Genomic DNA, 19626 nt, shown 5'->3' with positions numbered 1-19626 from the left:
GCTAGTGATGGCGACGGTGCGGCCGTTGAGTTCGGTGCACGCCACCGCAGTCACGGTGTCGGTGTGGCCGGTGAGGGGTTCGCCGAGGGGTTGGCGGGTGGCCAGGTCCCACACCCGCGCCGTGTTGTCTTCGCTGCTAGTGATGGCGACGGTGCGGCCGTTGAGTTCGGTGCACGCCACCGCAGTCACGGTGTCGGTGTGGCCGGTGAGGGGTTCGCCGAGGGGTTGGCCGGTGGCCAGGTCCCACACCCGCGCCGTGTTGTCCTTGCTGCCAGTGACGGTGATGGTGCGGCCGTCGAGCACCGTGCACGCCACCGCGGTCACACTGCTGGTATGGCCGGTGACGGTGTCGCGGAGGGCAGGGTTGAAGGTGCTGCCGGTGGCCCAGCGGGGTGTCCAGGTACCGGGCGGGATCCGGCGGGTGAGGTCGTGGTGGAGGTCGGTGGCGCCGGCGCGGGCGGCGTCCAGGGCGAGGACCTGCCGTCGGACAGACGGGACGGCTTCGTGGTGGACGTGGAGGCCAGTGCGGTAGACGGCGGCGTTCAAGCGAGCCTCCGGGCCGTCGGCGTGGTGGAGGCGGGGGGTGAGGCCGCGGGGTTCGGCGTGGACGAGGTACTCGGTGTCGCTGAGGAGCTGGTCGAGGAGGCCGGCCTGGGCGGCGTGGTGGGCGAGGTGGGCGAGAGCGTAGGGGTGGGCGCGGGACCAGTCGCGGGTGGCGTTGGCCCGGTACGGGACCCGGTCGGTCAGGACGCACATGTAGGCGGCGTGGACGCTTTCGTGCTTGGTGTCCTGGCGCAGGTACTCGGCCATCGCCTCGTGGTAGAGCCGGTAGGCGGAGCGGCCGTTCTCGGTGGCCTCCACGAAGTAGGAGCCCGCATGTTCACGCAGCCACAGGATGTCGTCGTCGGTGTAGGCGCGGCTGGAGGTCTCGGAGGCGAGGGGTGCCCAGATGTCCTCCCAGGGCAGGCCCTGGCCTTGGGCGTAGGCGAGGGGGCGCAGTAGGTCGATGGCGCGCTGGGCGTCTGGGCCGAGGCGTCGGTGGAGGTCGCGGTGCATGGCGTCGCCGGCGTGGCGGGGCAGGGTGGTGCGCCACGCGGGGTTGGTGGGGTCGGGAATGGTGGGGGTGGCGGCGAGGGTGGCGGCAGTGATGCGGGCGACGAGGAAGGAGCGGCCGGCCGCTTCGGCGACGGCCTCGGCCACGGGCCGGAGCATAGAGGGGCGGCGGCGGTAGGGGGAGTGGCGGTGGGCTTGCAGGAGGGAGCGGACGGCGTAGGCGGTGATGGCCTGGGGGTCGGCGTAGCGGTCGTCGTCGAGGTTGATTTCCTGTTCGGGGGTGGTGCCGAGGCGGGGCAGGAGGTAGGGGCGGGTTCCCAGCAGCAGGCGGATGCGGCCCTGGGAGTGTTCGATGAGAGGGCGCATGAGGCTGGCGGTGAGGGTGTCGGGGGTGGCGGCTTCGTCGAGGGCGTCGATGAGGACGGTCAGCGGCCGGGGGCGGTGGGTGAGGGCTTCGAGGAGTTCGCCGACGGTGGTGGCGCGGGTGCGGGCGGCGGCGTTCAGCGCGGCCAGGACGTCGGCGTCGCTCAGGCGCTGGGCGTAGACGGCGGCGTCGAGGGCGCCGGGTTGGATCAGGTCGGCGGGCAGGCCGAGGGTGTGGGTGGGAACGGTGCGGTGGCGTTCGGGGTGGGAGAGGGCCGCGATGAGTCCGAGGATGGCGGTTTTCCCGGAGCCAGGGTCCGCGGTGACGACCCGGCACGCCGCGTCGCGCTGGTCGAGCCAGGCGGCCAGGTCGCGGAGGGCGGTGTGGCGTCCGCTGAACCACCACGCGGGGTCTACGTCCCCATCGGCGGTTCGGTGGTAGCCCATGGCGCGTACCAGCAGCCGGGAGACGAGTTCCGTCTCCCGGCGCCGGTCCTGTTCGTCGAAGGCGGCGGCCCGTTGCAGGGCGAGGTCGACCTCGGTCAGGCCCGGGTCGTGGCGGGGGTTGGGGAAGAACGGCGGCGCCTCGCCGTCCAGCCCGACCATGGTCAGGCCGATGCGCTGATACCCGGGGCGGTCCGTGGAGTCGTTCATGTGCTGGACGAGCGCGTTCACCGACAGCGCCTGCGGGCCGTGTCCGGCCACCTGCAGGCCGGTGACCGCGTCGTGCAGCAGCCGCGGAAATGCGCCGGCCAGGGCCGGCTGGTGCGGCTGTGCGGAGGAGACCACCACCAGCCCCGACCCGGTTGTGTGGCCCCATGGCGTGCCCATCCGCTCCAGCGCGGCGGCGGCCATCTCGTTGCCGCCCTGGCCCACGTAGCAGGCGTCCAGCATCAGCAGCACCCGCCGGATCCGGGCGTCGCGCAGCAGCACCCGGGTCAGCTCCGCCGTGGGCAGCGCGGTGTAGGCAAGGTCCTCGGGGTCGGTGTCCGCGGTGAGCAGGACATGCTCCTCGCCGTCGCCGAGGACCGCGCCGTGGCAGGACAGGTAGAGCACCAGCAGGTCGTCCTCCCGGCGCTCCGGGGAGGCGCAGAACGCGCGCAGGGCATCGGTCAGCTGCTGCTTGGTCGGGCTGAGCGGCAGCGGGTCGTGGAGCCGGTAGCCGAGCGTCGTGGTGAACAGCTCGACCACCCGCTCACGGGCCTCCGCCAGTTCGGGCCGGTCCCACTCCCGGTTCTTCGGGTAGCCGGCCACCGCTGCGGCGATCAGGTATCGCCGCGGCCCCCCGTCACCCGCACCGTCCCGCGGACCGCTCACGCCAGGCCCTCGGCGATCGCCTTCCCGCACAGCGCGTCGGTCAGGTAGGAGGTCGCGTCGTGCGCGTGCACGCCGTTGGACAGCAGTCCCGAACGCAGCCGCTCGCCGAACAGCGGGCGCAGGTCCTTCACCAGCGCCACAACGTCCCCGGTCGCGGCCAGGTTCGTCCACACCAATTCGTCGCCGCCCGGCCACACCCCAACGGCCTGCTTGCCCGCCGGGGCGGGGCCGGGCTGGAGGCGGTCGAAGACCAGGTTGCGGATCCCCAGCGGCGAGCCGACCGTCACCAGCGCCCGCACTCCGTGCCCGGGCAACGCGCACAACGCCTCGTAGGCCACCACCGAGCCCAGCGAGTGCGCCACCACCACCCGCGTGTCCGGGCCGATCCGCGCCATCACCCGCTCCCGGGCCCGCTCGCGAACCTGCTGGTCCGTCAGGTACGCGCGCACCTGCTTCAGGTCTGCGACCACTGCCCGCAACGCCAGGTTCGCGAAGAACTTCGAGCCGGACAGGGCCCGCAGCGCGGCCTGCACCGACCGCGGGGTCGCCACCATGGTTCCCTCGGCGTCCGGCGCCACCACAGCGGGGTCCGTCTCGGACGCTGCCTGCCACCAGGCTGCCAGGAGCTCCTGCTCGAAGCCCGCCTCGACGTCCCCGGCTCTGTAGGGCGGATCGCCCGCCGCGAGCAGCTGCCCGGCCGGACGGAACAGGTCCCCGTAGAACCCCATCGCCACATCCGACTCCGACAACAGACCCTCGACCTCGGCCCGGCGCAGTCCGTCACTCAGCGCCGGCCACCACACGGACCGCAATCGGTCCTCACCCTGTACCTGCTTCCCCATCCCGTGTACACACACCACCCGAGCCACGAACCCACCCCCACGACAGGCGAAAGCACCTAACCGGCGAAAGACCTCACACACCTACCAGTTCGCACCCCGTACGTCTGGTGAATCCGGAGACCGGTTGCCCCAGCTCACCTGATAGGCCGACAGCCCGCCTAAGACGTCGTTTCTTTTGGTGGTTCCTGGTGTCCGAGGTGTGCCGGGATACTTCTGGGGTGCTGTTGACATGGATCGCTGAGGTAGCGGACGAGCCGCTGGTGCTGGAGCCGGCTGATCGGCGGGTGGAGTGGGAGACGAACACCTGGTGGCTGGGGGCGGAGGATGAGGACAGGCGAGCCTTGTCCGTGTCGGAGGTGGTCGCCGCCTTTGAGCGAACCGCCGAAAGCATTCGGCTCCGCATCCGCGAGATGGGCTTCACCGGTGTGGCGACGTTCTACGTGTGGCACGACGGGCAGGCTGGGCAGCTCCGGTGCTCAACCGGATCGGTGGCCGCGGACGAGCTGCCGTTCGGCGCCGCCTACGTGACTACCGACGATCTCGGTGCTGTCGTCGAGGGCTTCCTGAGTGACCGGGAGCCGGGCATGGTTGCCTGGTCAGACCTTGAAGACGAGGACGGCCAGTCAGAGCAGACCGCTCCCGAGGTGGAGGCCGCGCCTTGTCCCGTGTGGGTTTACGACGTCGGACCGGTCTCACACTGACCGGCCCCGCCTGACGATGCGGCCCAGGCGGCGATAGCAGATCAGGAGCGCGGCGATGCCGGCGAAGGCGAGGAAATGCTCGGCCTTGCGCTCGTAGCGCCGGTGCAGACGGCGGCAACCGGCGAGCCAGGACATCGTACGTTCGATGACCCAGCGGTGGCGGCCCAGACGCTGGGAGGACTCGATTCCACGGCGGGCGATGCGCGGGACGAGGCCGCGCGACCGCAGCCATCGCCGCAGGTGGTCATAGTCGTAGCCCTTGTCTCCGTGGAGCTTGGCCGGTCGGCGCCGACGTGGTCCTTGGCGGGAGCGGATGGGAGGAATGCCGAGCACCAAGGGCTCCAGGGCCTGGCTGTCATGCAAGTTCGCTCCGGAGATGGCGAGCGAGATCGGCAGCCCGTTGCGGTCGCAGATCAGGTGGATCTTCGACCCCTTCTTGCCGCGGTCGGTCGGATTCGGTCCGGTCAGTGGCCCCCTTTGAGGGCGCGGATACTTACCGAGTCGATGGCGCACCGCGACCAGTCCAGCTCGCCGTGGGCACCGAGCTCGTCCAGAACAGTCCGGTACATCCGGGCCCAGACCCGGTCCCGGCTCCACTTCGCGAAACGCCGGTACACCGTCTGCCAGCAGGCCCCGAAGACCGGCGGGAGCTGACGCCAGCTGCAGCCTGAGGTCGCCACGAAGAAGATCGCGGCCAGCACTTCACGGTCACCGGCCCGCCGCCGACCGCCACCCTGTGGACGCTGAACGACCGTCGGCGGCACCACGCGTCGAAACAACTCCCACAACTCGTCCGGGACCAGACGGTCAACAAGGCTCTCCACGACCACTCAACGACCCCTGGCACCAAAAGAAACGGCGTCTAAGGAGCGCAAGTAATACCGCCGACTGCCCCTCGCCAATCGCCAGGTTCATCGCGCCCAGCTCCAGCAGCGCGCCGGACAGCCCGCTACTCCACTGCCCGGCCTGCGCCGAATCGCCGCGTCGAGCCGACCGACCAGCACCAGGTCCAAGCCCCAGTGGAACAGCGGCAGCCGCTGCAACCGCGCCCGCAGCAGGTTCAGCAGGGACTACGTCTTCGCTGAGCGGCCACCGCGGGTGCTGCTCAGCGGGTTGTCGGCTGCGGCTGGACACCGCCACAGCGGGGCTACCGAGACGTTTCCTCGAATCTCAGAGCGCGCTCGGCCGCGTCGAGCAGATCGGCGTACGTTAGTACTTGAATCCGGCTGAGGTGCGAGTTGTATGAGCGAATCGTTTGGTCGATCTGCTCCCTAGTTGCACGATCTGTTACCGCTCTATCCTGGAAGCCGATTACGACCGTCCCGCGCGCACGTCGGTAGTCGTAGTTGAGGCCAAGCTCATTATTGTGAAGAGTTCTAAGAGCGGCCCCCATCTCATCGATTGTGCGAAGGTAGTTCATGCACTGGCTGACCGCTTCATGAACGGCACTTGTCACGATTAGATGATTTTCCCTCGCGCGCCGAATTAGAGGAGCTTCGGGGCCCTTGAGTTCAATGATGTGCAAGCTTCCATCCGAGCAGACCAGGGGAAAGTCATGCTCGTCCAGATTCATCAGATCGCGTCTGGCAGCCACTCCGGTATATTGGCCCCCGAATAGCCAGTAGTGGCCTGCCATTGCCTTGTGCATGACGGTTTCATTGGCGTCCGGCTGGAGGGCGAGATCGCGAAGCTCGACAACCAATGCGCGTCGTCGACGCACTACAGCCATCTCGGCCGCTGCTAGTCCTGTCGGTGTTGAGGTGACGCCGGTCATGACATCGGCAATGTCGTCTCTGCGCGAGAGAGCCTCGCCAAGGGAGGTAGAGGGCATCCCGCCCTGGTCCTGTGCGTAGCTCAGCGAAGAGACTCTGCTGGCAATACCTGAAAGGAAATCCTCGATTCCCATATCCCAGCAAGGTTCTTCCAGAACGGAGTCGCCATCGGAGGTGGAAGTGACGTAACAAATTCTGTCATAGACACCATCCTTCAGCAGTTGCGCGAAGAAATCGGCAAAGCGGTCCCGGTAAGATATTCCATCCATCTTTGATGGAAATCCGGTAACTGCCGACCTGGCCCTCACTGGCGTTCTTGACTCCGGGCGGTCCTCAAGAACGAAGAGTAGGCTGAGATGCGGCTGAAGATCCTTTAGTCCAGAATTATCGTACTGGCGCCTCACGTCCAGAGCCTGTTCGGTGATTTCGAGGATTCGGTTCCTGAAATTATTTCCGAAGGATGGCCCCCCGGCCGATATGACATATGTGGCTGCGAGCGGGAATCCATCGCGAGAAATGATGATATCCCAGCCGCCGACGGTGCCCCCGTAGAGCCCGGGAAGGCCACGCTTCGGATCACTTTCGATCCATTCTGGTGGAACTCCGCGAGCCTCAAGATCGGCGCAGATGCACTGCGCTATCTGCCGGAGTGTATGCCGCGGTCTCATGGGGGCATCTGGGCCCCCTTCCGAGCGCCTGGCTTGCCAGAAGTCCTTTAGGGCACTGACGACCGAGTCCGGCATGAAGTCGCTCCTGTGTTTTCCGAAGGCTGCTGGAAGGCTATCCCGCTGGTCGGACAGCGAGCGGCCGGAGCCGGTCAGGGGTATCGCCGCACGGCCGGCCGTGGATGGCCTGTGCTGACGGGCGGCTCGATGAGTGCCGGGAAAGGCGGCGAGCACTACCGCTCGGCATGCCGGGAGCTCAACTGAAGGGTGATCTCCGCAGGGGCGCGGAGGCCGAGCCCCTGCGGTGTGGACGAGAGTGTCCAATGCCCCACTGGAGAGGCCCCGTGTGGTTCAGGTGGGCCCGAGCAGTTGTCTGGACATCCAGAGCGCAGAATCGGGGGCCGTCACACTCGGTTGCGAGTGCGGCGGCCCCCGATGCGGCTGATTGGCCGTCAGCTTTCGGCGTCGCCATTTCACACTCATTTCACATGAGGGCTAGGAGAGGCGAGTAGCAGCGAGAGCTCATGAGAGGTGTTTTCGCAGGTCAGAGGCCCTAAAAGGGCCTCCTGGCCAGAGGGCCCTTGGGGGCCGATCTAGAGCTCGTAGTAGAGCTCGAACTCGTGCATTGGGAATCAGAGGGCGTACATCAGTTGTCCATGTCGAACACCACGGTGACGGGGCGTGGTCGCTCCAGCGCTCGGCGTGGCTGGCGGTGCGTTCGACGTAGGCCTCGACGGCTATGTCGGCCAGGGTTTTGTAGAAACAATTACGTCTACTCTCCAGCAGGAGTCGTTGTCGAAGGCGCGGCCGCGGTAGGACCACTAGGAGTAGGGGCCGGTGCGGTCGGGGTGGAGGGCGCGGACGACGTCGACGTAGCCGGCCTCGTCGTAGACGCGGGAGAGCCAGGCGCGTTCCTCGGGGAGGAAGCCGGCGGACTTCTGGTTGGCCTTCCAGTTCTTGAGGTCCTCGGGCCGGTGGGCGATGTTCCAGTCGCCGCAGACCACGACCTCGCGGCCGTCGGCGGCGGCGCGGGCCCGCAGGGCGGTGAGGTGGACCAGGAACTCCGCCATGAAGCGTTCCTTCTCCCCCTGGCGCTCGGTGCCGACCTCGCCGGAGGGGATGTTGAGGCATTGGGATGACTTCGCTGTTCGAACGGGCGTCATCCGTGACCGGGCATGCTGGCATGGCGGTCTACGACCAGCCACCGCCATCCCGAGGGCATCACTTTGATGAAGGGCGACAGTACTGACCCTCTATCTCCTAGGCTCGCCTCCTGGCTCGATGCGAAGTTTGGTCGGGGGATGTCACCGACGTTCCAGGTGGCGGGGGTAGCCGGGACGGACGCTCAGCTGGTGGCGGATGGCGACAAGGTCGCCGCGGTCGGTGCTTGGTTGCTCCGAGGCTCATTGAACGGCGGGACTCCTCTGCATGGATCGGTCGGTGACACCAAGTCGTGCAGTTCATCATGTCCTCGACGGTGTGCTCGGGCTCAACTATTCCGCAGGTCCGCTGCCTGGACGTGCTGGGTGGCAACACTCACCGGTGCCGATCACGGGCAACGGGTTTCTGACCATCATCACGGGCGGACCGGATGGGGGAGGGGTCAGACTTCTGGCGACGCGTCGATCGGCATGGCAGGTCGGCGACGTGCGACACCGAGGGCACCATTGTGAGAAGAGAGGTACTTGCTGACAGCGTCTCCCCCTTTCCAGGGTGGATGAGTATGTATGCGTTTTGTCCTATAGGAGACGGTGAGTGAGTGCACCTCAGTCCGTGGAGCGGGAGGAGTTTGTCCTTGGCGTTCCGCCGGAGAATGATCAGAGAATTTGGGAGCGACTTGCCGAGGAGGATGCTGCTGCGGCGCGTCTTGTAGGGAACTGGGTGGATGGCGGGGCTGATAGCCGGATGGCGCGCGCAACGCCGAACTCAGGAACGGACGAAGCCCCGACTGTGGATGGTCCGACGTGGCAGAAGGACGAGTTGCCCCTGTGGGAGGAACCGAGGATCGGTGAGCCCGCGCGACACCCGTCGGCGACGGACGGGGTCGGGTTGCCCGAGCTCAGGGCGCGGCTCCGGGAAGTAGTGGATGCTTGGAAGGAGATCGTGCCCGACGGGCACAGCTCGGCCGACGATCTGTGGGCAGCTCTGGAAGCTGATGTCCAGGCTTTGCAAGTTCGTTGGCGGCCTGGTGCTGCGCGTACGGGCGTGCTTGCCGCGGGGGAGGGGACAGCAGCTTCCACCGCAATGCAGAACGCGAAGGCCGTCAATGCGGTGCTCCGCGACGCCGACCGTCGGCACCCGACTCTTCGTGGTCTGGAGGAGTGGCGGCACATTCGGGTAGTGCGAGAAGCAGTTGGTCGGCTGTGGCGGACTCTCGTTACGAAGGCGGGAACGCTTGCCCAGCGATTTCTCGGTGACTACCGTGTTTCCGAGTTCCTGCGTGTTGCATCGATCCACGCGTGCGAGCGGATCGCCCAACTGGCACACCAAGGAGCGGACTCGCTACGACGGCAGCAGGGGCCGCTACCTACTGCCGAGGCCCTGCTCGCCCTCGGCGAGGCGGCGAGCGTCTACAGCGCATCGGTCCAACACGGGGGCAGCCTCCCCACAGCCGAGGCCCTGCTCTCGTCGGGCGCGGCGCTCCGATCCACCCCTGTGGCGGTGCCGCGGTCCGTCACCGTCGACGTTCCTGGGCTGCGGAGGATGGGCGAGGCGCTGGAACGACCCAACTCGACGGCCACACAGAGCCGGAGCGTCTCGGCCGCTGCAGCCAAAGCCAGGTCGCCTCGTGGGCTCCCACAGTGGTCGACTCCCGCTGCGGGCGAGCAACCTCTGCACCTCCGGCGCGGTAAATCCTCGGCCCAGCAGGGACGCAATCCGAGCCAGAGATGAAGCAAGTCGGGTGCGATTCGGGCGGGTTCACCTCATCCGGTGAATCGCCCCGCTCAAGACCCCGGTTCATCCACAACGCCCTGATCTGCCGTCCCAAGCCGCTGCCGGCCGTGGTTGCCTGTCGCAGCACCACGCCCTAACTGGAGGATCTGATGACGAAGCCGAATTCCGGTGCGCTGGACGACGTCGAGCAGACGGCCGCTGTTGTTCTGAGAGCTACCACTGCTGCTGCGCACGCTCTCGCCGACCTGGCCGTCCGGGACGACCGGTACGACCAACTGGCCGCCCTCGCCGCTGCTTCCCATGCCACCGAAGCCACCCTGTACCTGCCCTTGCCCGACGGCGTCGCCGAGGGCGCCGGACGTGAAGCCGGCTACGACCTGGTCGATCTTCTGGCTTCCCTCGCCGACAGGCTCGACGAACTCGCCCAGAGCTCACCCGATGTCCGGCAGCTGCGGGACCGCCACGTGGCCGCCCTGCACATTCGGGACGCCGCCACCGCGCTGCGCAACGCCCTGCCCGTCGAGCAGGAGACGGCCGGATGATGGACGTGACCTGGGGCGACTTCATCACCCTGGCGGCCTCCAGGATGGACTACGCCTTGGCGGCCCTGGCTCTCGCCGACGAGGAGAGCCGCAGCACCCCGGGCCAACACGCTGCTCGCAGTGGGGCGTTGGCGGACGTGTTCCAGGTGCTCCACCGCTACTCCGGTCGGTTCGGTCCGCAAGCCCCCGACCTGCTCGACATGTCCGAGAGCGACGTCGGCCGCTTGCACAGCAACGTCGAGATCCTCGGGCGGTTGCTGCGGGACGAAGCCTTCTGCGCCTGGCCCGAGCCCGATCCGGCGGCGTCGCACCTGGCCGAGTCCGTGCGCTTCCTGCGTCTCGCCGGCGACCTGCTGGCCAGCCACCACGGTCCGAACGGCGAACCCCGAAGCCCCTACGCGGCGTACCTGGACAGCGCCGGGGCCGCTCGCCACGTCGTCGCGGAGACGGCCGAACTCGCCAGCGTCGCCGGGCGCGTGGCGGTGCGCGACGGTCAGCTGTGTCCGCCCGACCGTCGGGTGGTCCGTAGCCATGCCGTGGCCCACCGGATCAGGGAGCGCGCGGTGCTGATCGAACAGGCGGCGATCGGCATCCACCGCCAGCTCCACTCGCCCCGCCTGTCCATGCCGGCACCTGGTCTCGTTCACCTGCCTGCCGCGGCCTCGGCTCCGCCGTCCCCGATCAGACCGGGCGAGCCTCAGGACGAAGCGTTCCGGGCCACCTGTGCGGGTCTGGAATGGTTGGCCGCCCACGCGGCGCAGCAGGCGTCCCAGCGCCTTCCGGAGGCCACAGTCGCAGAGCTGTCGATCGCCGCCGACCACTTCGCGGTCGCTCATCTGCTCACGGCCCGCCTGGTCGAGCACACCCGTGAGTTGCTGACCCCCGACCCGGTCGCCCGTGACGTCCTCGGCCAGGCGAGCGGGGCGCTGCGGGACGCGGCGCAGGCCTGGCAGCAGGCCGCGGTGAGCTGGAAGCCGGGACTCGGCAGCGCGCCCGCGACCTCGAACCCCAGGTTCGTCCGTGAGGCCGAGTTCGCCGTGGTCCGGCTCGGCCGCACCCTCTTCTCACCCGGCTGGACCCGACGCGACGGCGGGCGGCGCAGCGCGAGGGCCGCACAGGAGATCATCACGGCGCCGGGCGATGCGGCGCGGCTGCTCGACGCCGCCCACGCCGTGCCTGCTGCCGGTCAGATCCTCGCCGAACACGTCCCCCGGATCGCCGCGGTGCTGGTCGAGCGGGGAGCACTGCTCAGTTCCGACCTCGTCCACAACCCGAGAGGCGGCGCGCCTTCCGACCAGATCAAGGACGGCTGGACCAGGTGGTACCCGGCGTCGGCCGAGCAGATCCGTCACGTCACGGATGCCTACAACAGTGCCCGCCAGGCGTGCGCGGCGGCGCAGACCGCGACCGCCCGAGCGGCTGAGGTGGCCGGCCACCCGATCGCCCGGGCGGTGCTCGACGTCGACCGCCGGAACACACTCGGCTTCACCGGCGACCCTGCCCACGACACCCAGCGGGTGAACGCCGCTGCGGCTCGTGCCCGAAGCACGACGACGAGGGCTCGCCCGCCGGAACCGGCACGGATGCCGGCACACAGGGCGTCCGAGCTGTCCCGTGAGGTGGCCGCGCTCCACCCACGCAGAAGGACCCCGTGAGGGCGCCGGTCAGAGGCCGTCCTCTGCTGCGGACCAGGCGCTGGGTACGCGGCCGGGAAGCCGGTGCTCGACCCGGTGCTCGCCCTTGGTGCAGCCCGCGAACGGGCCGGCCGGTCCGCGCAGTTCCGCCATGCAGGGGCGGTAGTGGTCGCGGTACCACGTGCTCGGGCCCGTGTAGCCGCAGACCGCGGGATTCGTGAGTTCCTGCCAGGCCAACCACAGTGCGTGCAAAGCACCCACCGCGTCCCAGTGTTCGATCCAGAGATGGCACCAGCGTGAGTCCGCGGAGGGTTCGCCCAGGCAGCCGGGGACGAGCACGCCCTCGACCCATTCGGCGAGCAACCGCAGCTCGGCGTGCAGTTCCTCGCCTTCGAGGAGGAAGATGAACGGAGGGTAGCGCCACCCGTCTTCCGTCTCCGGAGGCAGTTGATCCTCGTCGGTTCCGCCCGGGTGAGCGGCCGTCGGTGCTGCGGCGTCATGGGCGAGTGAGTCAACCTCGATGCGCAGCGCGGCCAGTTCGGCCTTGAGGTCCTCGACGTCCTCGGCCATCGAGACGACATTGAGGGTCGGCACTCCCGAATTCGTCGGTTCAGCCACGGCGTTGTGCCTTCCGCTCCTTCCAGGCGAGGTTGGCACGTTTGGTGATCGCGGCCTCCTCGCTCTTCATGGCCGGGCCGAGGTGAGTCATGGCCGGCTCCTCGTACCAGGGCCGCAGGGCGATCTGGGCGACGGGCATGCCGGTGGCCAGCAGTAGGGCGGTACCGCGTTTCATGGCGCGGATTTGGGCTGGTTCGAGGATCTGCTCACGGTGCTCGCTGATGGAGGTGGAACCGCCGTCGCGGCTCTTGGTGTAGGAACCGCGGATGATCTCGTGGTTGCCGACCAGGGTGGCGATGTCGTTGACGAAGCGGGGGTCGTCCAGGCCTACCCCGATGATCTTCTTGGTGCTGGCGCCCCAGAGAGCGTTCATACCCGCTTCACCCCAGGCCCTCACCCCCTGGGCGAAGCTCTGGAAGATGCTGAACGGGGTGATGCCGCGGGAGCCGAGGTGGCTGTAGAGATCCGGCAGGTCGGCGATGGGACAGATGTTGGCGACTTCGTCGAGGACGGCTCGCATCGGCTCGGGTAGGCGCCCGCCGTGGCGCTCTCCTGCCTCGGAGGCTGCGGTGAACACGGAGTCGGCGAGGGCGGCGACGACGGCGGAGGCGGCCCCGGCCTTCTTGCTGAGCAGGTAGAGGGTGTCCCGGCCGAGGGCGAACTCCTCCGGTTGGAACTGTGGACGGCGTCTGTCTGGAAGCATCCAGGCGAGCACCTTCTCGTCGCGCAGTGCGGAGACGGCGGTGCGCGCGTTCTGGTAGATGCCGGACTGGGTCTCCTCGGCGATGCTGATGGAGCTGTCGACCTGTTCGGCGAGCACCTCCTCGTGCTGGTACAGGATCCGTAGCGGAGCGCGCTCCTTTGGATCGGCCAGCCACCGGAGCACGTGTCGCACCGTGGCGCCGTCCCACCAGGCGGCGCGGAACATGCCGACCAGCAGGTCGCTGGCCCCCTGGGCCCAGAACGGGTCGGCGGCGTCGCTCTTGACCTGGGCGACGAAGTGCGAGGCGAGCCGCTCCGCACGGTCGAGAGTCTCGGCCTCGGCGATGATGTCCCACCACCAGGCCCGTTCGACCTGGGCGATGCCCTGGGTGTCGAAGGCCCAGGCGTTGCCCGCCCGCTGGCGGGAGGCGAGGGTGGCGGCGTAGACGTCGGGCTTGTTGCTGGTCACCAACAAGGCGGCCGGAGCTTCTTCCGCGACAGGGATCGCCAGTGCGCTCGACTTGCCCGCACGGGGGGCCATCAGCGCGAGGTAGGTGTCCTCGTCGGATCCCCGGAGTTCGACACCTGTCGGGAGATGGTCGCCGAGCAGCACGCCGCGATCGCGCGGAGCGACATCGCGGGGTTTGACGTCCCGCAGGGAAGCACGCAGTCGGGTGGCGGTGCGGGTGGCCCGTGCAGGGGTGAGGTCATGTACCTGGTGCAGCGTGGCGAGATGGGAGGCGTTGTGGAACCAGCGCAACGCGATCCACAGGCCCCGGACGACGCCGGCGACGACGGCCAGGTCGAAGAACGCGGCGCCGAGGCCACTGGCCGTCGGGGACTGCGACCAGACGGAGTGCCAGTCACGCGTCATCTCGAAGACGGTGTACGGGCTGAGGGGAGGGGCGTCGGCCTCGACGAGCAGGGCGCCGGTGGCCGCCCCGGTCCAGGTGGACGCGGACAGCAGTACGGACCCGCCCACCAGGAGGCCTCCGGCGAGCCACATCCGGTCGCTCTCGGTCATCATGGACGATCACCCTCGATCTCGTTCCCGCCGGAGTCGGTGTGGAAGAGCCGACGCTCCGTTGCGGTGAGCTTCATCGCGGCGGCGATGCCGGGCCGGGTGCCCAGCTTGATGAGGTACTTCCCACGGCCGGGGTGGATCTGTTCGGAGGTGTCGAGGCCGGTACTGGTCGCCGAGGCCCAGGACTCGATCATCATGCGTTCCTGCTCGGTGAGAGCCCTTCTGCCGGAGATGCGGCCGAGTTCCTCACCGGTGGAACCGCCGATCACCCAGGTGTCGCACCGGTCCATCAGCCCTCTCGCCTTGCTGCGGTCCTCCTCGGTGGGCAGGGACTCGGAGTCGAGGGTCGAGTGCGTGGCGTAGATGCTGATGTCCTCCGTGGTCCGGTTCAGGCGGCTGATGCTGTCCATGGCGTCGACCAGGCCCGGGCCGGCGCGCAGGGCCCGCCACATCTCGTCCATGGGCAGTACGAGTTTGCGGCGCATCAGGCCGAGGCTGCGGGCGCTGTCGATGGAGGAGTAGGTGTAGGCCCAGCTGGCGATCATTCCGGCGGAGACGACGTCGTTGCCTCGCGCCCGGAGAGCGCTGATGTCGACCGAGACGGCTGGTGCGCCGAGGTCGATCGGCGACGTGGTCGGTCCGTCGAACATCCCCTTGAGCGGGCCGTCGACCAGGTTGTCCAGGCCCGCCACGATCGAGCGGGTCAGGTCGAGGTAGGTGTCGCCCTCGGCGGCGAGCTTGGCACGTAGCGGCTCCGGGGCCTGGCGGAGGACGGCGATCACGTCCGGAACCACGGGGTCGGTGCCCGGGAGGGCGTCGGCGGCGAGTTGTACGGCGGTGGTGAGCGCGGAGCGCTCGATCTCGTTCGCCTGTCGTCCGAGCCCCACCCGCGTTGCCAGCAGAGCACCGAGGGTCTCCAGTCGACGGCCGTTGAGGACGTCGAGCAGGGCACCACGCTCCGCCGTGGGCAGGGAAGGCAAGCGGTGCTTCAACGGCCCGGAGTCCAACGGGTTGATCCGCTCGGTGCCCGTTCCGATCCGCAGCACACTGCCTCCGAGCTCGCGGACCATCATGGAGTACTCGCCCTTGACGTCGGCCGGCACGCACGTCATGTGGCCGTAGGCGACGTACACCAGGCAAATCCGCTTGATCAGAGCAGACTTGCCGACGCCTGGCTGCGCCATGACCCAGACTCCGGGGTTGGTGGTGAGTGTTCCGGTCCAGCCGGACGGGTCGACGCACACGAGTTCACCGGTCAGGACGTCGGGTCCGACCGGAACCCCGCGCGCCGGCAGGCCCGCGCCCAGGAGGAACGGGTCGATCAGCGAGATCTGGCTGGTCGGTCCGGTGTAAACGGTGCCGGTGTCCTCCACCGCCGAGCGGCCTCCGAACGGTCCGCCCCAGCCGAGCCGAGGAGCGTGGAGCCCGCGGCCGAGCCTCAGCCTCCGGGTCCTGCCGTCGGAGACGGTGCCGGGAGTCCACCGGGGAGTCAGCAGTTGGTTCTTGCCGGACATCACAACTCCGCTATTTCACAAGAGGGTTGTAGCCGATAGGCAGGCCGGCGGCGAAGATGGCCGCCTGGGCGCCGAACGCCGGTCGCATGCGGATCCCCCTGGTCCCCGCGACCGCGAGCTTCAGTTCCTGGAGGGCGGCGGGCAGTTCGGCGGGTACCCGGGCGGTGGTGGTGACCCACAAGGTCCAGTTGACGACCTGGGCTCCGCCGGCCACTTGCTGCGCGGCCTGCTCCGCACGCTGGTAGTCCGCCCTCTGGCTCCACTTGGCGCGACCCTTGACCTCGGCCGTGGCCTGGGCGCGGTGCTCCGCGGCCGAGATCTCCCGCTCCAAGAGGGCCTCGCCCTCGTGCGGGTCCAGGACCCGGTAGCCCAGGGTGATCCGGCGCCGGAAGCGGCCGGGAGCCAGAAGTGGAAGCAGCACGCTGTAGGGGATCGGGCGGCGCGGCATCTCCTGGAGCACCCAGCTGGCAGACACCGCGCCGTCGTGGGCGTACGACTCGACCCAGTCGTCGGCGGCGATCGGGCCGCACTCGCCCCATTGCAGCTCTTCGAACTGCTCGTCCCGGGCGAGGGCCACAGCGGGATCGTAGGCGGAGCGGACGATCCGGCGGAGGTCGGTCGGGGTGGTCCGGCGCACGATGTCGGTGCCGGTGCCGCTCAGGTCCAGGGTGTCGACCACCCGAAGGGTCTCGCCCACCTGCTCGGCCAGGTCGGTCGGGGGGTTGGTGGTGGCGCACGGATCGACGGTGACGCTGAGCCAGGAGGCGACCTGAGCCGTTGCGCGCGGCGTGGTGCGCACCAGCTCGTCGATGACGTCCAGGGCGAGTCGAGGGGCGTCCGGTCGCCGCCGGTGCTGGACGTTGTCGGCCAGGGCCTCGCCCGCGCCCGGAGTGATCTGGATGGTGACCGAAGCGCCCTTGATCTGCTCGGTCGTCGACATGGTGTTCAGGACCTCGCCCCAGGTGCGCAGTCCGGAGCGGACGGCGCCGGTGGGGGCCATCAGGCTGCCCCTGGGGGCGAGCAGGGTGGACACCGTCATCCGGCCGGTGGACCGGTCGTGGACGACGCCGACCTTCCGGCCGCTGGTCGGGTCGTGGGCGGCGATCAGCGAGGAACTCGCGCCCACCCCGGGCAGGTCGAGTGCGTAGGGCTGGGGGAGGAGGACCCGTCGGTAGGACGTGGCGCCCGCGCGGTACCCGCGCTGCCAGGCCACCTTGGCCCGGTAGTAGGCCAGTGCGGACATGCCGTGCCGTCGGACGGCGGCCAGACCCACGACGGCACCGGTCAAGGGAAGCGTGACGAGCAGGCTGGCCGGGTGGCGGACGCCGAGAAGGCCGTCGGTGGTCAGGACCGCCGCGGCCCCGATCGTCGCCTCCTTCGACAGGTTCCCCATGCCGAAGGAACGACGGGCGCGGAGGCCGCTCACCATCAGTCCGTCGGGAACTTCGTGGGCACTCACAGCTGTCCTTCCGATCCGCTTCCGATCTCACCTGCGCCGCGTTGTACTGCACTGTTCAGCCCGTCCAGGACCTGGATGGCGATACCCGCTCCAGCCGATGCGCCGGTACCCGTACCTTTTGCGCCCGGCGCAGAGCCCGCACCGGGCGCGCCGGGTACGCCCGCCGGGCCCGGTGCGGCGTCGGGCGCTGCCGAGGGTGCGGGGATCCGGGCCGCCTGATTGCGGGCCGCCTGTCCGAGCGCATCGCTACCGGCCGCCGATTGCTCCCCGTCGCCTCCGTTCGTGGACATCGACTGCTCGACACGGCGGGCGTGCTCGACCGCGCTGGTCGCCCCGGCCCCACCGTCGGAGCCCGCTTCGTCGGAGTCCGTGGCCCCGCTGCGCCCCCGGCGGGAGGCGTAGGCCCCGGCCGCCGACATGGCGGCCACCGCTCCGCCCGAGCCCATGGCGGTGCCGACCTCGTCGGCGACCGGGCCGAAGATCCGTACCAACGCGGCCGGGGCGAGGGCTCCGAGCAGCAGTGTCGTCAGCCCGCGCAACCATTCGACCACCGTGTCGGCATGGCCGAACTCGGCGAAGCCGGCACAGATGATGACCGCGACCATCGGCTTGTAGGAGATGCCGATGAGGATCGATCTGATCAGCAGTGGAGCCCACTTGCGGGTCGTATCGCCGCCCACCCGGCCGGCTCCGGCGATCGGCAGCAGCAGACACTGGACCGGGATGGCCGAGTTCCGCAGGAAGATGAGCACGAGCTGGACGAAGCCGACCGGAACCAGGACCAGCAGACCGCAGATCACGATGAACGGGTTGACCACATGGGGGACCAGGACGTCGACGATGTGTCCGGTCGCGGCACCGGCGTCGCCGAAGGTGCGGTCGACCAGTCCGTCGGTCAAGGTGTCCCCCGCCCTGAGCAGCAGGACGACGCCGGTGACGCCGCCCGTGCACAGCAGGCAGTTCTGCAGCCACCCGCTCAGGGCCTGGCCGAAATGACGCATCTGGCCGGTGACGGCCATCCGCCCGATCTGCCAGATCAGGCCGGCCGCTGAGAAGAGCAGACCGAGCCACACCAACATGCCCGCCAGCGTCGCGTGTTCGCCGAACAGCCCGGTGTCCTCCAGGCGCAGCGACGGCCCTTGGAGGGCGACCGTCAGCGTGAACTTCACGAGGCCCTTGACGAAGGCGATTCCGGCCTTGAGCAGTTCCCCGATCGTGGAGTTCCAGACGTCCTTCCACTCGACGTCGAGAGCCTGGTCGAGGGTCTCGCCGAGGTGCTCGCAGTGGTGGCCGTCGGTGATGAAGTCATAGGCGCCGACCACGCCGTAGTCGCAGGCCCCTTGAGCGATCGATCCGAGGATGCCGGGCTTGTCGTCGGCGACCGCTGCCTGGGCGCCCGTGACCGTCCCGCACAGTGTGATCAGAGCCAGCAGCAGGGCGGCGAGGCGGCTCCTCACGAGGCCTGCCTGATCGCGGTCCACCCCTGCGCGTTGAAGGAGACGTCGCCGGGTGCCGCGATCTCCGGCGCCGGTCCCGGGCCGGGGGACGCCCCGCCGGAGGGGTCGAGTTTCCAGTCGCCCTCGCGCCAGACCGCCCCGATGGTGCCCACTACGTACGAGACGGCCTCAGGGGTCGTCTCGCCGGCCTTCTGGGCGGTACGGAGCAGCAAGTGAGCGGAGACGGTGTCGGGTTGGGCCTGGATGAGTTTGAAGCCGACCAGGTGGGTACGTACCCAGGCTCCCGGCGGAAGCGGTCCCGACTCAGGGAGACCCATCGCCACGCGGGCGCGGGCGTCCGCTTTCGCCGCGCCCTGGCGGATCCGCTGCTCCCGGGCGGGAGTCTGGTCGGACGCGGCCGTATAGGTCGTGTAGAAGGCGAGTTGCTCGTCCACCAGCGTCGTCGAGCCCTCCACGTCGAAACCGGACGATGCGACCAGCATGCCGAGCGCGCCCTCGGTGCTGTGCGGGAAGCCGGTTTCCCGGCCGCCGGTGGTGCGGGCACCACGGGGAGCCGCGAGCCAGCGCTGTGGCTCCGTCCAGGTGGCCGGGAGGCTGTACGTCGAGACCGGAACAGGGGCCGGTGTGGCTGTGGTCGACGCAGGCGGGTTGGTGCCGGGCTGAATGCTCGGGGGCGGCCCCTTGTCGCCGGACAGGGCCGTGTAGCCGGTCAGACCGACGACGGCGGTGAGCATCACGCCGGCCGCCCACAGCGCGGAACGGGAGAAACGGCCTCCCCTCTTATCGGTCCGCACCATCAACCCACGATGCCGTTGAGGATCGAGATCAACGAACCCGACAACAGGATCGCGGCGACCCCGGCCCCCATCCACTTGAACGGCTCGCTTCCGCCACCATGGCGACTCTTCTCCGACATGGCCAACTTGAAGACGCCGTACCCGGTGGCGCACACGCCGGCGAGCACCAGGAGCCACAAGCCGTAGCCGAACAGGGTCGAGACCATCCCCTCCATCCCCGGGATCTTGGTCGGTTTGGCGGGAGGAATCAGGTCTTCTGCGATGAACATCT

The 19626-nt window shown here is 69.0% G+C and carries 14 protein-coding genes and 1 pseudogene; 3 read left to right on the top strand and 12 right to left on the bottom strand.

Annotation, left to right across the window (positions count from 1 at the left end):
• Window positions 1–2733: caspase family protein (locus ACIP4P_RS25100; RefSeq protein WP_400921931.1), on the bottom strand; the 2733-nt coding region annotated here is incomplete at its 3' end.
• Window positions 2730–3575, bottom strand: a complete 846-nt coding sequence (locus ACIP4P_RS25095; RefSeq protein WP_400921929.1) for a hypothetical protein — start codon at window positions 3573–3575, stop codon at window positions 2730–2732. The genes ACIP4P_RS25100 and ACIP4P_RS25095, both read right to left, overlap by 4 nt.
• A gap of 218 nt (window positions 3576–3793) precedes the next feature.
• On the opposite strand from ACIP4P_RS25095, the gene ACIP4P_RS25090 reads away from it, so the two are divergent.
• A complete protein-coding gene (locus ACIP4P_RS25090) occupies window positions 3794–4276 on the top strand; it encodes a hypothetical protein (protein ID WP_400921927.1) in 483 nt (160 codons plus the stop codon).
• On the opposite strand, the gene ACIP4P_RS25085 is transcribed toward ACIP4P_RS25090, so the two are convergent.
• The 3 genes and pseudogenes from ACIP4P_RS25085 to ACIP4P_RS25075 all read right to left on the bottom strand — a co-directional run.
• Window positions 4268–5100, bottom strand: a protein-coding gene (locus tag ACIP4P_RS25085; protein WP_400921940.1) for an IS5 family transposase whose coding sequence is annotated in 2 segments (ribosomal slippage) — window positions 4268–4750 and window positions 4753–5100 — 831 coding nt in all. Because the reading frame shifts where the segments join, the coding sequence is not laid out codon by codon here. The genes ACIP4P_RS25090 and ACIP4P_RS25085 overlap by 9 nt on opposite strands.
• Window positions 5101–5423: 323 nt before the next feature.
• On the bottom strand, window positions 5424–6791 hold the full coding sequence (locus ACIP4P_RS25080) for a Shedu anti-phage system protein SduA domain-containing protein (protein ID WP_400921925.1): 1368 nt from the start codon (window positions 6789–6791) through the stop codon (window positions 5424–5426).
• Between the two features lie 597 nt (window positions 6792–7388).
• Window positions 7389–7840 (bottom strand): annotated as a pseudogene (locus tag ACIP4P_RS25075) (exodeoxyribonuclease III); the annotation flags it as partial.
• 1917 nt (window positions 7841–9757) lie between these two features.
• On the opposite strand from ACIP4P_RS25075, the gene ACIP4P_RS25070 reads away from it, so the two are divergent.
• Together ACIP4P_RS25070 and ACIP4P_RS25065 are read left to right on the top strand one after the other, a co-directional pair.
• Entirely contained in the window at window positions 9758–10150 is a 393-nt protein-coding gene (locus ACIP4P_RS25070) for a hypothetical protein (RefSeq protein ID WP_400921923.1), read from the top strand.
• The gene (locus tag ACIP4P_RS25065; protein WP_400921920.1) at window positions 10147–11805 is read left to right on the top strand and encodes a hypothetical protein; all 1659 of its coding nucleotides are present in this window, start codon (window positions 10147–10149) and stop codon (window positions 11803–11805) included. The genes ACIP4P_RS25070 and ACIP4P_RS25065 overlap by 4 nt, the downstream gene beginning before the upstream one ends.
• 9 nt (window positions 11806–11814) lie before the next feature.
• Here the strand turns inward: ACIP4P_RS25065 and ACIP4P_RS25060 are convergent, their stop codons facing one another.
• From ACIP4P_RS25060 to ACIP4P_RS25030, 7 genes are read right to left on the bottom strand one after another with little or no spacing between them, the layout of a single operon-like run.
• Window positions 11815–12402, bottom strand: a complete 588-nt coding sequence (locus tag ACIP4P_RS25060) for a DUF4913 domain-containing protein (protein ID WP_400921919.1) — start codon at window positions 12400–12402, stop codon at window positions 11815–11817.
• Window positions 12395–14131: a type IV secretory system conjugative DNA transfer family protein gene (locus tag ACIP4P_RS25055; RefSeq protein ID WP_400921917.1), complete on the bottom strand. Its 1737-nt coding sequence runs from the start codon at window positions 14129–14131 to the stop codon at window positions 12395–12397. Before ACIP4P_RS25055 ends, ACIP4P_RS25060 begins: the two co-directional genes overlap by 8 nt.
• Window positions 14128–15642, bottom strand: coding sequence for an ATP-binding protein (locus ACIP4P_RS25050; protein WP_400921915.1), 1515 nt, complete (start codon window positions 15640–15642; stop codon window positions 14128–14130). The genes ACIP4P_RS25055 and ACIP4P_RS25050 overlap by 4 nt, the downstream gene beginning before the upstream one ends.
• Before the next feature lie 10 nt (window positions 15643–15652).
• Window positions 15653–17101: an SCO6880 family protein gene (locus tag ACIP4P_RS25045; protein WP_400921913.1), complete on the bottom strand. Its 1449-nt coding sequence runs from the start codon at window positions 17099–17101 to the stop codon at window positions 15653–15655.
• Window positions 17098–18582 (bottom strand): hypothetical protein, encoded by a 1485-nt coding sequence (locus ACIP4P_RS25040; protein WP_400921911.1) that lies wholly within the window; start codon window positions 18580–18582, stop codon window positions 17098–17100. The genes ACIP4P_RS25045 and ACIP4P_RS25040 overlap by 4 nt, the downstream gene beginning before the upstream one ends.
• Window positions 18555–19355 (bottom strand): hypothetical protein, encoded by an 801-nt coding sequence (locus ACIP4P_RS25035; protein WP_400921909.1) that lies wholly within the window; start codon window positions 19353–19355, stop codon window positions 18555–18557. Before ACIP4P_RS25035 ends, ACIP4P_RS25040 begins: the two co-directional genes overlap by 28 nt.
• Window positions 19355–19624 carry a hypothetical protein gene (locus ACIP4P_RS25030; protein ID WP_400921906.1) on the bottom strand — a complete coding sequence of 90 codons (270 nt, stop codon included), beginning with the start codon at window positions 19622–19624 and terminating at the stop codon, window positions 19355–19357. Before ACIP4P_RS25030 ends, ACIP4P_RS25035 begins: the two co-directional genes overlap by 1 nt.
• Between the last annotated feature and the right edge of the window lie 2 nt (window positions 19625–19626).

This window comes from Kitasatospora sp. NPDC089509, from assembly GCF_044749365.1.
Classification (GTDB): domain Bacteria; phylum Actinomycetota; class Actinomycetes; order Streptomycetales; family Streptomycetaceae; genus Kitasatospora.
The sequence above is the reverse complement of the archived record's forward strand: the minus strand, read 5'-3'. Positions and strand labels throughout refer to the sequence as shown.